Source organism: Roseateles sp. FW305-36 (assembly GCF_058787015.1).
Window position 1 is genome coordinate 77775 of sequence record NZ_JBYSZK010000013.1, and the last position, 13755, is coordinate 91529.

The 13755-nt window shown below is 68.6% G+C and carries 8 protein-coding genes; 6 read left to right on the forward strand and 2 right to left on the reverse strand.

Annotation, left to right across the window (positions count from 1 at the left end):
* Positions 1-6 precede the first annotated feature (6 nt).
* Genes AC3WOE_RS21900 through AC3WOE_RS21920 form a run of 5 tightly spaced genes read left to right on the forward strand, consistent with a single transcriptional unit; the run spans position 7 to position 9961 of the window.
* The gene (locus tag AC3WOE_RS21900) at positions 7-2520 is read left to right on the forward strand and encodes a baseplate wedge protein (RefSeq protein WP_492693503.1); all 2514 of its coding nucleotides are present in this window, start codon (positions 7-9) and stop codon (positions 2518-2520) included.
* Positions 2513-4387, forward strand: coding sequence for a contractile injection system tape measure protein (locus tag AC3WOE_RS21905; RefSeq protein WP_492693504.1), 1875 nt, complete (start codon positions 2513-2515; stop codon positions 4385-4387). The genes AC3WOE_RS21900 and AC3WOE_RS21905 overlap by 8 nt, the downstream gene beginning before the upstream one ends.
* Complete coding sequence (locus AC3WOE_RS21910) at positions 4371-5747, forward strand: ATP-binding protein (protein WP_492693505.1); 1377 nt, start codon at positions 4371-4373, stop codon at positions 5745-5747. The genes AC3WOE_RS21905 and AC3WOE_RS21910 overlap by 17 nt, the downstream gene beginning before the upstream one ends.
* A 5-nt stretch (positions 5748-5752) precedes the next feature.
* A complete protein-coding gene (locus tag AC3WOE_RS21915) occupies positions 5753-8419 on the forward strand; it encodes an Ig domain-containing protein (RefSeq protein WP_492693507.1) in 2667 nt (888 codons plus the stop codon).
* 57 nt (positions 8420-8476) lie between these two features.
* Positions 8477-9961: an eCIS core domain-containing protein gene (locus tag AC3WOE_RS21920; RefSeq protein ID WP_492693509.1), complete on the forward strand. Its 1485-nt coding sequence runs from the start codon at positions 8477-8479 to the stop codon at positions 9959-9961.
* Between the two features lie 53 nt (positions 9962-10014).
* Here the strand turns inward: AC3WOE_RS21920 and AC3WOE_RS21925 are convergent, their stop codons facing one another.
* The gene (locus tag AC3WOE_RS21925) at positions 10015-11010 is read right to left on the reverse strand and encodes an FAD:protein FMN transferase (RefSeq protein ID WP_492693510.1); all 996 of its coding nucleotides are present in this window, start codon (positions 11008-11010) and stop codon (positions 10015-10017) included.
* Positions 11011-11053: 43 nt separating this feature from the next.
* Entirely contained in the window at positions 11054-11458 is a 405-nt protein-coding gene (locus tag AC3WOE_RS21930; RefSeq protein ID WP_492693511.1) for a c-type cytochrome, read from the reverse strand.
* A gap of 300 nt (positions 11459-11758) precedes the next feature.
* Here AC3WOE_RS21930 and nosZ point away from each other — a divergent pair, with 300 nt between their 5' ends.
* Positions 11759-13705: a TAT-dependent nitrous-oxide reductase gene (gene nosZ, locus AC3WOE_RS21935; RefSeq protein WP_492693512.1), complete on the forward strand. Its 1947-nt coding sequence runs from the start codon at positions 11759-11761 to the stop codon at positions 13703-13705.
* The last annotated feature ends 50 nt before the right edge of the window (positions 13706-13755 follow it).

Sequence of the window (13755 nt, forward strand, 5' to 3'; positions counted from 1 at the left end):
GGCCCGGTGCCTGACAGCCTGGCCAAAGTCGATGGCGGCAACGTCGGCTTCGACGAGCTTCGCGCCCGTGGCCTCGCGCTGCTGCAGGCGCTGACCGGCCAAATCTGGACAGACCACAACCTGCACGACCCCGGCATCACGCTGCTCGAGCACTTGTGCTTCGGCCTGACGGACATCATCTACCGAGCGGGCTTCCCGGTGGCAGACCACCTCACCGGCGCTGACGACCGCATCGATCATGCGGATCAGTCCCTGCACCCGCCGTCCGAGGTGCTGCCCTGCCGGCCCACCACGCCGGCCGACTACCGTCGCCATCTGCTGGACGCCGTGCCCGGACTGGATGACGTCAGCCTCGAACCCCAGGCCGGCAGCGGTCTGTACCGGATGCGGCTCAAACTCAGCCAGCACGGCGGTGCGGCGCCGGACGGACGCATCGCCGCGGCCCGCGCCGCCTATATGGCCCGACGCAATCTCGGCGAGGACCTGGACGCCAAGGTCGTCTGCCTGCGCGAAGTGCCCTGCGACCTGCACGCCGACCTCGACGTCAGCGGCCCGCGCGACGCTGTCGACATCCTGGCCGAGGTCTACGACCGCTGCGCCCGCCATATCGCCAACTCCGCGGTCTCCCGGACACTGGACGAACTGCGCCGGGAGGGCCGCACGCTGGAGGAGATCTACACCGGTCCCGCGCTGCAGCACGGTTTCATCCAGGACCTGGACCCGCGGCATGCCGCCACGGCTCGCCAGCCGCTGGCGCTGTCGGACCTGACGGCCGTGGTGCGCAGCGTGCCGGGCGTCGTGGACGCTCGCGTGCTGGCGCTGCATGTCGACGGCCAGGAGACGACCTCGGGTTCCGTGGCCTGGCGAGGCGACGACTGGGCGTTGGCACTGCGCCTGCCCGATAGCGGCGTGCCGCCCACGATCACCGTGCGCCGCCGCGGCAACGTCGTGCAGGTCGCGTGGCAGGACCTGTGCCGGCGGCTGGAAGACCTGCGCGCCGGCAGCCGGGCCCAGCACGCCCGCACCGATCAGCAACAGGCCGAACGCGCCAACGAGCTGATGCCGCAAGGCCAGCACCGGGCCATGGACCGCTATGCGTCGGTCCAGGACCATCTCCCCGCCATCTACGGCCTCGGCCGCCACGGGCCGGCAGCCGGTGCGCCGCCACAGCGTCTGGCCCGCGCCAAGCAGCTCAAGGCCTATCTGGTGATGCAGGAACAGGCCATCGCCCAGGGCCTGGCCCAGCTGCAGCACTTGCGCGAGCTTTTCTCCGTGGCCCCGGGGGCAAGCCAGGGCCTGTGGACGCAGATGATCGGCCCCGACGCCGTGCCCGGCCTCGATGAGCTCTACCTGCAGCCGCTCGCCCAGATGGCAGAGGCCGTCTACAAGCCCTTCGACCGCACGCCCGGACGCAAGCACCGGGCGCTCGACCACCTGCTGGCCCTGCACGGCGAGACCTATACACAAAACTCGATGCGCCAGTTCCTCGGCCACCTCAAGCCGGGCGAGGCCGAGCGCCTGCTGCTGGAAAACAAGGCCACCTGGCTGCGCGACATCGTGCCCCTTGCACGCGACCGCGCCGGCGGCTTCAACCCGGGCCGCCCGGCGTGGAACCAACCCGACAATTGCAGCGGCATGCAGCGCCGCGCCAGCCTGCTTCTCGGCTTCAAACTCTGGCATGACCGGCCGCTGACCCAAGTCCTGCAGGACGAGCGACTGCAACTGGTGGAGGCGCCCGGCGACGAGCACCAGGCCCGGCTGCTGGCCCCCGACGACCCGGCGCTGTCACGCGCGGCAGCGGCGGGCGGTGCCGTCCGGCCCGTCGACATGCACCAATTGCGCGAGGATCTGGGCCGCATGGCCTGGCTGCGCCAGTCGCTGCCCGTGGACCTTTGGCGGGCCGCCCAGCACGAGGGCCGCTATCGGCTCCTGCCCTGGGCCGAGGGTGATTGCCAGCTGCTGCTCGGCCCCGACGAGAACGGCCGCTGGTGGCGGCTGGGGGATTTCTCCAGCCCGCAGGCCGCCCGTCGCGCAGCCACAAGCCTGCGCCTGTACCTGCGTGGCGTGGACCAGGCCTGCGAAGGCCTGCATCTGGTGGAGCATGTGTTGCTGAGGCCGCTGCATCGCGATGCCGGCCGCCACGCCCGCCTGCGTCTGCAGTCCGACTTCCACCGCCTGCGCGTCACGGCCGTGCTGCCGTCCTGGACTCATCGCACCGCGCAACCCGCCTTCAGGCGCTTCGCCCAGGAGACGCTGCGCATCAGCTGCCCGCCGCATCTGACGCTGCACTGCATGGTGCTGGACGTGGCACGGATGCAGTCCTTCGAGGCGCTTCACGCGGCCTGGCTGGAGGCGCGCCGCGCCTGGTGCCAACGCCCCGACGACGAAGCCGCTCAATGGGCCGCCGACGGCTGTGCCTGCCAGCTGATCGAGCTGCTACTGACCGCCGATGCGCGTCAGGCCAGGCAATGGACGCAAGAGGACGACGGCGCAACGCCCGTCGTGCAAGGCCATGCTTGACTGGGATCGCCCGGCGCCGCACCTGATCGAGCGGCTGACACTGAATACCGACTTTGGCGCCGGCATCGCGCCACAAGACGCCGAGGCCCGCCTGGTCGACTGCGCCCAGGGGTCATTGTTGCGGGTCATCGACGAGGTCTTCGACAGCTGCTGCCCGCCCGACGAGCACTGGCGGCTCGACGAGCTCAGCATCGACCTGGGCGAGCTGCCGCTGGACGACTGGGAGGCGGAAGCACCTCGTCGCCTGCGCGAGCGTCTCTTGCGCATGCTGGCCGACCTGCGCGCCACCGGCGACGGTGCCAGCGCCGCTGGCCGTGCCACCGGCCTGCAGGTGCGCACCCGGCCCCAGGCCCGGCGCGAGTCGCTGCTGCACTTCCTGAGCCACGGCCGCCTGCCCTGGCAAGCACGCGGCGAAGGCCTGCAGGCCCTCGCCAGCGCCGTCCTGGCCGAGGACGCAGCCGGCCTGATCGAGTCGCTGCGCGCCCTGCCCGATCGCGTCGCAATGCTGCAGCGCCTGGCCTCGCAGTTCGACGATGGCCTGCTGGCCGAGCTGGTGCGTGCCTTCATGCCCGGCGAGCCGGCCGCGGCATCCCGGCTGCTGGAGGCACTGGCGCCGGCCCGCCGTGCCGGCCTGTCGCCGCGCGCGCGCAGCGCCTGGTGGGAGTCGGTACTCGGGCAGGCGCTGGACCATGCCGTGACACCGCGGCCGGCGGTGCTGATGCTTCTGCGCGCCCAGCTGATCGCCGCTTTGGACGCCCAGGCGTCCGGTGCGTCGGGCAGTGATCCTTTGCATGCGGTCGCCCACGCCTGGGTGCCGCTGCTGCGCGAGGACCGCGATTGGCTGCGCACGACGCTGGAGCGCGCCGCCGAGGCCACGGCCGTGCGCGAGCGCCTCGCCCAGCTGCTGCCGCTCGCCTTGTTGCCACGGCTGCTGGGCTTGTGGATGGCCGAACCCACCGGACAGGCGGTGACCGGATGGATTGCCACCGTGGCCGCCGGCGACGAGCCCGCCAGCGATGCCACCGTCACCGCGCGCCAGCGCCGGCTTTGGCAGGCCACCCTGGGGCACACGCTGCGCCATCACGCACAGGGCTTCGACGTGGCCCGCTACGAAGCCCGGGTTGCAGACGAGCTGGCTCGCCAGGCAGGCGCATCCGTCGATCCGCCTTCCGGTTGGTTCGACCGTGCCGTGCGCCGCGCCTCGGCCGTGCTGGCCGCCGCAGTGTCGGGCCTGCGCCTGCCATGGCGTACGTCGCGCCCGGCGCCGAGCGCAGCAACCAGCCTGGCCCGCGCACCGACGCAGCCGCCCTTGCCGGTCCCCGACCCGGCCGAACGCCGGGACGAAGCTCAGCCTGAGACGATGGACGTCAGCAACGCGGGGCTGGTGCTGCTGTCCCCCTACCTGCCCAGGCTCTTCGCCCATGTCGGGCTGCTGGCGGCAGACGATGGCCCGGCCGCCTTCGCCGGACCCGAGGCCGCGGCCCGTGCCGCATTGCTGCTGCAGATTCTGGTCAGCGGCGAGGCCGCCGCGCCCGAACCGGCACTGCTGCTCAACAAGCTGCTTTGCGGCCTGGCGCTGGACACGCCGCTGCCGCGCGAGATCGATCCCACGGCGGCCGAACTCGAGGCGCTGGACGGGCTGCTTGGCGCCGTCATCCAGCATTGGCGCATCCTGGGCCGCACGTCCATCGCGGGCATGCGCGAGACCTTTCTGCAGCGCGCGGCGCGGCTGGAGCTGCGCGATGAAGCCTGGCGGCTGGTGGTGGAGCCGGGACCTTTCGACATGCTCATCGATCAACTGCCGTGGGGCTATTCGACGCTGCGGCATCCGTGGATGGAAAGGGTGATTCATGTCGACTGGCGATGACCCCGGCACACGCGTCCGAGCGAATGCGCAGGCCCTGCGAGGCGAACTACGCTGGCTGGATGGCGTGCTGCAGGCCCGGCTGGCCGCGCACTTCGGCGCACCCGCTGAGCGCGATGCGCCGCCGGACCTGCCGCCGCCGCCACCGCTGGCAGAGGGGCCGGCAGCGGACGACCTCGCCCAACTCGTGCGCCGTTTCGGGCTGAGCCCCAACGAGCGCCTGGTGCTGGCCCTGGCCCTGGCGCCCCATCTGCGGCCACAGATGCTGGACCTGCTCTTCGTCAACAACGAGAACCTGAATCGCGGCTTCTGCGAGTTCGGCGGCTGGAAGGGACGGCACCACGGTGGCTTCCTGCCCACGGTGGAGACCGCGGCCTTCCTGATCGCCGGCGAGAACCTCGGCCAACGCTTCGATCTGCACCGGGTGCTGGACGACACCGCACCGCTGCGCCGGCACGGCCTGGTGCGGCTGCAGCACGATGCCCCCGGCGAGCCCTGGTACAGCGCCGCGCTGCTGGCAGGACGCGAAACGCTGGACCTGTTGTGGTCCGGCGAGGCTCGCAAGCCGGACTACAGCGCCAACTTCCCCGCCAAGCGCATCGAGACCCGGCTGAGCTGGCACGACCTGGTACTGGATGCAGATGTGATGGACGAGGTGCAGGCCATTGCGACCTGGGCCCGCCACGGCGAAGCCCTGATGCGCGACTGGCAGCTGCAGAAGGCCTTGAAACCGGGCTACCGCTGCCTGTTTTTCGGTCCGCCGGGCACCGGCAAGACGCTGACCGCAACGCTGATCGGCCAGCAGGTGGAGGCCGACGTCTACCGGATCGACTTGTCCATGGTGGTGTCCAAGTACATCGGCGAGACCGAGAAGAACCTCGCGGAGGTTTTCGACCAGGCCCAGCACCGGCGCTGGATCCTGTTCTTCGACGAAGCGGACGCCCTGTTCGGCAAGCGCACCGCCACCTCCAGCAGCAACGACCGCCACGCCAACCAGGAGATCTCCTACCTGCTGCAACGCGTCGAGGACTTCCCCGGCACCGTCATCCTGGCCAGCAACCTCAAGGGCAACATCGACGACGCCTTCGCGCGCCGGTTCCAGTCGGCGGTGTACTTCCCCATGCCCGATGCCGACCAGCGCTTGCGCCTGTGGGAAGGCATGGTGCGGCACACCGGGCGCCTGGATCCCGACGTGGACCTCACCGAATTCGCCGAGCGGCACGAACTGGCGGGTGGTGCCATCGCCAACGTCGTGCGCTTCGGCGCCATCAACGCGATGCACGCCGGCCGCGAGCGCATCGGCGCCGCTGACCTGCGCAAGGGCATCGCCAAGGAACTGCGCAAGGAAGGGCGCACGGTGTAGACACCATGCATACACATCGATTCCTGCGACGCCGCAATGACTGGGCTGCCGACGACGCATCGTCGACCTCACCGCCGGCAACCCCGCCAGCCCGGGCCCAGCCTTGCCGCCACTGCGCCCGGCTGCGCATCTTCTTGGCCGGTGTGCTGCTGACTGCCGGATTCATCGTCCTGCACGCCGCCGCCCAGGGCCCGGCCGGCACCACCGCCGCACCAGCCGGCGGCGTGGCCGTGGCCCACCCCGTGCCGCCGCGTGCCGAGCCCCAGACCACGACGCTGACGGCGGCACCCGCCGCGCAGCCGCCGGCCTCCGCGCCAGCCGCCACGCTCACCCTGATCTACCAGACGGTGCCCCTCCCCAGCGGACGGCTCAATCAGCCCTACAAGCCGCGCGACCTGGTACGCGGCGGCAACGGCCCCTACCGCTTCACCCTCGACGGCACGCTGCCGCCAGGCCTGACGCTGGACGCCACAGGCCGCCTGGCTGGTACGCCGACGGCCAGCGGCGACTACCGCTTTCAGCTGACGGTGACCGATGCCTCCAACCCACCGCACGTCGACCAGGCGCCCTACGTGCTGCACGTGCTGGACCCGGTGACCCCACCCGCCAAGGCGGCCAGCGGCGCGGGCAAGGGACGCGGCGGCCGGCCGATCAAGGATGTCACGCTGGATCAGGCCGGCCGCAGCTTCGAGGCCGACCCTCCACTGCCCATGACCTATGTGCTGACCCAGACCAAGCTGGACCAGCTCTTCGGCGACACCGAAGCCCAGTTCGCCGAGGTGCAAGCCCAGGCCGCGAGCCAGGCGGCCGCCGACGGCACCGCCATGGCCACCAAGCCGCCCACAAGCTTCATGATCCTGGGCCCGACCCTGGAACAGCTGCGCGAGATGCTGCTGCCGCTGAAGGACATCGAACACCCGACGCGCGCCGTTTTTCAGGACTCGCTGCGGGCCCGCCAGTGCGACTACTTCCTGCGTCATGTGAACGCACTCGCACTTGAAGAACACAAGGATCTGCTGACTCGCTGCCCGCGCAAGGACGATCTGGCCGACAAGGATGGCGGCCCGACGCCCCCGCGGGGGGCTTCCCGAAGCCCTCCCCCGCCCGGCGTGGCGGCCTCGTCGGTCGCATTGGCCAAGCCCGCGCCCGCCGAGAAGGCGCTGCAGGCCGCGCTGGCCAGCGGCCGCTTGCCGCTGGCCACTTTCCTCGACAAGTTGATGCCGGCCGAGATGCGCGATGAGATCACCGAAATGGCCGGCGTCACCCACCCCATCGGCAACGCAAAGCCGCTTCAACTGGCGCCCGAAGGCTGCGGCTGCACGCTGCCCAACGCCGGCAACGACGTGTTCGCCTTCCTGCCTTACTGGATGAACGACGCGGACCCCGCGCCCATGCCCGTCCGCTTCGACAAGTTCACCCGGCTGCAGTACATGGGCGCCATCCTGCGCAACAACGGCGAATTTCTGCAGCCCAATGGCTGGAACAGCGCTGGTGGCGGCTTTGCGCGCCAGGTGGATAAGCATGCCGTCAATCTGGACCTGGTGCTCTACCGACGCGACTTCCGGGCACTCTCCCAGCTGTCCGGCAAAGCTCTGGAGACGGTGCTCGACACCACCACCAGCCAGGTGCGCGACATGCTGGACCGCCGCCACGGCGACCTGCAAGGCTCTCTCGAAACCCTGCTGCCGCAGCGCTGGCGCGACGCCGCCTTCGTCTACGACGGCGTGACCGTCTTCTTCGACCCCACCGACGAGGAGGCGCAGTCCGAGGGCTTCGAGCGCTTTTACATGAAGCTGGTGCTGGGAATCGTGAAGCTCATGGAAGACCAGCCCGAGCGGCATTTCCATCTCAACCTGGTGGTGCCCCAGCATCTGCTCGGCGAACCGACGACCGCCTTCCGATTTAAGAACCTGATGCACGTCATGAAGTCGGCCGAGAAGCGCCGCATCGTCGGCGGCGACCTGGACTCCAAGGACCGCAGCGCCGCAGCCGCCACCTACAAGTCCAAGGCCGACTACGTCGGCCGGGGCGACATCAGCGTGCGCTTCCTTGCACCGCTTGGGGTGGGCAGCGACGTCGGCAAGATGCAGCTGCGCTCGCGCACCGACTTCAACGAAGAACTCGTCGGCGAAGACCGCATGGCCCTGCTGGGCAGCCTTGTGCCGGTCCTGCTGCATACCGGCGGCTCGCCGCTGGACCTCTCGCCGAACGATGCCGATGCGTTGGATCGCGACCTCGTCTATATCGGATGGTCGTTCGGCGGCATCGCCTTCTGGCCGCTGCCCGTCACCACCCGCGGCACCGGCCGCAGCGTGCTTTCCGGTCTCGACGCACGCTTCTGGTCCTATCTCGACCAGGACACTGCCTTCTGCCAGTTCGTCTGCCCGCTGCGTCTGCCTTTCCGGCTTGCGCTGGAGGCGCTGCTGCTGGCCACCGGCAGCGCGTTGCTGGCCTACGGCTGGAACTGCCGCGTGCGACGGCTGGGACAGCTCTATCTGATGGGGCTGTGGGGCGGTGGCATCGCCACCCTCGCCGTGGCCTTTGCCGTGTTCACCTGTGATCCATCGCTGAACGAACTGCGCAAAGGCAACCTGCCACTGCTGATGCTCATCGCTCTGCTGGTGGTGGGAGGGCTGGTGTTCACCTTCAAGCAGCGGGTGGAAGACCCATGAGGTCGGCCGCTGCCCTTGAGCACGTCGCTGCCCTTGCCACATCGACCGGAGCCTGCCATGAAGGACATTGCCAAAGATCATCGGGCCGCATTGCAGTCTCCCGCCGCGCAACGAGAGGCCCGCGAAGGCGCCGGCAGCCTGTCGGCGCAGATGAGCAACAGCCCGCGCCAATTGGCCCAGCGACGGCAGATCGGCGAGACCTTGGGCGCGGCGGTGCAACGCGTCGAGGGGCCCATGGAAGCAGACGACGGAACCGCAGCCCGGTCGCCGGTCGCCGCGGGGCCGCGCCAGCAGAACCGCACCGGCATGCCGGACGCCCTCAAGGCCGGCATCGAGACGCTCTCTGGCATGGACATGTCGGAGGTGCGCGTTCATCACAACTCCGACCAGCCGGCGCAACTCAATGCACTGGCCTACGCGCAGGGCAACGACATCCATCTGGCACCAGGCCAGGAACAGCATCTGCCGCATGAGGCATGGCATGTGGTGCAGCAGCGGCAAGGGCGAGTACGACCGACGACCCAGGTGGGCGACGTAGCCGTCAACAATGACGAGAGCCTGGAAAGCGAAGCCGACCGGATAGGCGCCCAGGCAGCAAGCCAACCCTTGCATGACCTGGGCCCATCCTCGCCTGTACAGGCACGAGCTGACGGTGCCGTGCCGGAAACCGTGCAGGCGCAAGGCGGGCGTCGCGCCGGCGTGCTCGAATCGGGCTTCGTCAAAGTGATCAAGTTCGTGATGCCCGGATCCGGCTTTGACGACTGGATCACCCATACCGACAAAGACGACGTGGGCACGCGCCGGCCGGGAAAGAAGGTCGTTTCGGACAAGGACGACAAGCACGGCGGCCAAGTCGTCATCGGTGGGCCCAATGCAAAGGGTGGCGCCTCAGACACCGGCCAGAACTCCATCGAGAACAACGTTTCGTTCGGGCTGGAAGAGTTCGGCAACCAAATCCAAGGGATCGCACAGGGTTCGGTGCTCTTGATGATCAAGGCCCACAGCCGCAACGCCGTTGCTGCGACCCGGCTGGCCACGGCCATCAAGAGTACCCACCAGAAGAATGGCCTCTACGTGAACATCGATCTCGTCCTGTTCGACCCGGTGCCGGGGCCTGGGCACAGCGGTGAGGACGTCGAGATCGACATCGGCTCGATCGACCAGTCAACGCTGGTCTACAGCGTGGCCTCCGGCTGGGGCGTCGGCTTTTCACCTCAACGGGTGCTGGGCGCCAACAGGATCATCGTCACCCGCCAGAACCACCAAGGGGGCATCAAGGCCGGCTTTCTCTTCAGAGAGCGCATCTACAAGGGCAATCGACTCAACTATCTGCCGGAAGGCATCTACGTCGACAACAACCAGCAGGGTGAAGCCACCAAGGAGCTGAAACGTGTCTACAGCCTGGACACCATGCGCGAGCAATGGGCGGCCCTCTACAAGTCGTCGAATGCGTACAAGGGCGACTCAGGTCGAAAGGAAAGCGTCGACCAAGTGATCCGCGACAAGCTCAGCGAGCTGACGGAGGTGGCGATTCAGCAGTGAGCCCGGGGGCGGGAACGCGCCGTGGACCGGCTGGGTCGGGGCTGAACCCGCGCCTAGACCGATGTCAGCAAGCGCTCCCGCAGGCCCGCCGAAAACCAGGCCCTGTCGGCGTCGACCAGCACGCCCGCGACGTCCGGCAAGTGCTGCTGGAGCCAGCGCCGCGACTGGCCGGCACCGGCCACCATCATGGCGGCACCCCAACCGTTCACCGCGTCGACGTCCTCGGCCACCAGCGCCAGACCGCGCAGACCCTGGCTGGGCTGGCCGCTGTGCGGGTCGAGGATGTGGTGGTAGCGGCGCCCGGCAAGGTCGAAGCCTCGCTCATAGTCGCCTGAAGCGGCCACCACGCCACCGCGCATTGCCAGCACGCCCAGCAGTTGCTGCGGCGCGCGAGGATCGCGCAGGCCGATGCGCCAGGGACGGCCTTGGAGCGTGCCGCTGCACAGCACGTCGCCCCCGCCGTTGATCAATGCATCCGTCACGCCATGGCGGGCCAGCGTGCGCAGCCCCGCCTGAAGAATCGGCAGCTTGCCGATGCCACCGAGGTCCAGGCGCATGCCGGCTCGCGCCAGCCTCGCGGTACCACGCTGCGGGTCGAGCTGGAGTGCATGCGAATCCACCAGGGCCTGCTGGCGCGTGAGCGCTGACGCGTCGGGCAGCCGCGCCGGCTGGCCCGGCTCGAAATGCCAGTCGGCATATGCGCCCACCGTCGCATCGAAATGCCCACCGCTGAGCCGCGAAACCCGCTGCGCCTGCAGCAGCACCGCCATCATCTCGGGCGCGACGGGCAGCGGCGCGCCGCCGGCGGCCCTGGCGAGCAGGCTGGTCTGGCTGGCGCTGCGATAGCGGCTCATCATCTCGGTGAGGCGCAGCATCTCGGACCACGCCGCCTCCACGGCCTGGGCACGCTGTGCCGCGTCGGCATGCACGGCGACGATATCGACCTGCGTGCCCATCAGAACGGCCGAGCTGCGCTGCACCGGCGAAGCGCCGGCAACCTGCGCCCATGCCGCACGCGGCAGCAGCACGCAGGCCAGCAAACCGAGCATCACATCCCGGCGGCCTCGCGACGTCATCGGAGACAAGGCGGCCTCAGCGCGACTGCGCCACCATGAAGTCCACGGCGGCCTTGACCTCGTCGTCGGTCAGCGAGGCACCGCTGCCACGCGGCGGCATCATGCCCTTGGCACCGGTAAAGCCCTCGAGGGCGTGCTTGTAGAGCACCTCGTTGCCCTGCGCGATGCGCGGACCCCAGTCGGCCTTGTCGCCCGGCTTGGGCGCGCCGCCCACACCGGCTGCATGGCACATGGAGCAGGTCTTGCCGAACACGCCCTTGCCGACGGCGTTCTCGGCGACGGCCGGTGCAGCCGATGCAGGTTCTGCGGCAGCCACGGGCGCAGCGGCGGGCGTGGCGGCAGGTTCTTGCTTGCTGCAAGCGGCCAGCGCGAGCGCTGCGATGGCGGCCAAGACAGCCTGGCGGAATGTCACTTGGTTCATGGCTTGAGGAGTGAGGAGAAGGGAAAAGGGAGCGGGAGAGAACGGGCCGGATTGTGTTCGCTAACCACGCCACATGTTCATCGCAACGAGCAAACACTGATCCAAATCAACATCGACAGGCCCCCTCGTGGCGACGATGCGTCTGCTTTCCGGGTCCTGCTGCACGCAGCCACCCCCAAGGCTCCAGACCTGCCGTCAACGTCGATGGCACGGCCCATCGCCCCCACCCCCATTTGCGCCCGCGCGCCGACTTGGCGCGCGGGTCGCCCCTTTCCGTTCGATCAGCCCAAGAGGAAGACCATGAAAGACGAAAGCAAGAACAAAAGCATGACGAGCAACAGCGCCGAACCCCAGGGGCTGGCGCGTCGCCGATTCATCAACAGCGCCGCGATCGCCGGCCTGACCCTGGGCGCCGCCGCCTGCACCGAGAAGAAGGTCGACGGCAAGGACGCCGCGCCCGCCGCCAGCGGTGCCGCACCCGCAGCGCATGGGGGCGAAGCCAATGCGACCCACCTCAAGCCCGGCCAGCTGGACAGCTACTACGGCCTCTGGAGCGGCGGCCACAACGGCGACATGCGCGTGCTGGGCCTGCCCTCTGGCCGTGAGCTGCTGCGCATCCCCTGCTTCGTGCCCGATGCGCTGGTGGGCTGGGGCATCACCAACGAGTCCAAGCAGATCATGGGCACCAAGGCCGATGGTTCGCTGCGCTACACGGTGGGCGACACCCACCACACGCACGCCTCCTACAAGGACGGCAACTACGACGGCCGCTACGCCTGGATCAACGACAAGATCAACAGCCGCATTGCCCGCATCCGGCTGGACTACTTCGTCTGCGACAAGATCACGCAGCTGCCCAACGTGCAGGGCTTCCACGGCATCTTCCCGGACAAGCGCGACCCGGTCGATCCGAAGATCAACTACACGACGCGCGTGTTCTGCGGCGGCGAGTTCGCCACCCCGCTGCCCAATGCCGGCATCGAAGACGGCAGCAAGTACCGCTCGCTGTTCAGCTGCGTGGACGCCGAAACCATGGAAGTGCGCTGGCAGGTGCTGATCGACGGCAACTGCGACCTGACGGCCACCTCGTATGACGGCAAGCTGGCGGCCACCAACCAGTACAACACCGAGATGGGCGTGCACTACGAGGACATGATGTCCGCCGAGCGCGACGCCTGCCTGTTCTTCAACGTCGCCCGCATCGAGGCGGCCGTCAAGGCCGGCAAGTTCAAGACCATCGGCAGCTCCAAGGTGCCGGTCGTGGACGGTACGCGCGAAGCCAACAAGGACGCCAAGACCGCGCTGACCGCCTACGTCTCGGTGCCGAAGAATCCGCACGGCGTCAACGCCAGCCCCGACCAGAAGTACTTCATCTGCGCCGGCAAGCTGTCGCCCACCGCCACCGTGATCGAGCTGGCCAAGGTGCTGGACTGGTTCGACGGCAAGTTCGAGAAGGTGGACGACGCCATCGTCGCCGAAGTCGAGATCGGTCTGGGCCCCTTGCACACGGCCTTCGACGGCCGCGGCAACGCCTACACCACGCTGTTCCTGGACAGCCAGGTGGTGAAGTGGAACATCGACAAGGCCATCGCCTTCCAGAAGGGCGACAAGAGCGCCAAGTACGTGGTCGACCGCCTGGACGTGCAGTACCAGCCGGGCCACATCAACGGCTCGCAGTCCGAGACCATCGCCGCCGACGGCAAGTACCTGGCCGTGGGCTGCAAGTTCTCCAAGGACCGCTTCCTGCCGGTGGGCCCGCTGCACCCCGAGAACGAGCAGATCATCGACATGTCGGGCGAGAAGATGGTGCTGCTGGCCGACCACCCGGTGCGCGGCGAGCCTCACGACTTCATCATCTTCAAGCGTGACCTGCTCAAGCCCAAGCAGATCTATTCGCTGGATGACTCGCCCATCGCCATCAAGGATCCGAAGGAGACCGGTGTCTTCCGCAACGGCAAGAAGGTGACCGTGAAGATGACCTCGCAGGCACCGGCCTTCAGCATGCGCGAGTTCAAGCTGAAGAAGGGCGACGAGGTCACGCTGATCCTGACCAACCTGGACAAGGTGGAGGACTTGACGCACGGCATCGCCATCCCCAACCATAACATCCAGTTCATCGTGAACCCGCTGGAAACAAAGTCGGTGACGTTCGTGGCAGATCAGGTCGGCGTGTTCTGGTGCTACTGCACCAACTTCTGCCACGCCCTGCACCTGGAAATGCGCACGCGCATGATCGTGGAAGCCTGACGAGGCGCACGACGCCCCCACGCCGGCCACTCGAGCCGGCTGGTGTGGGC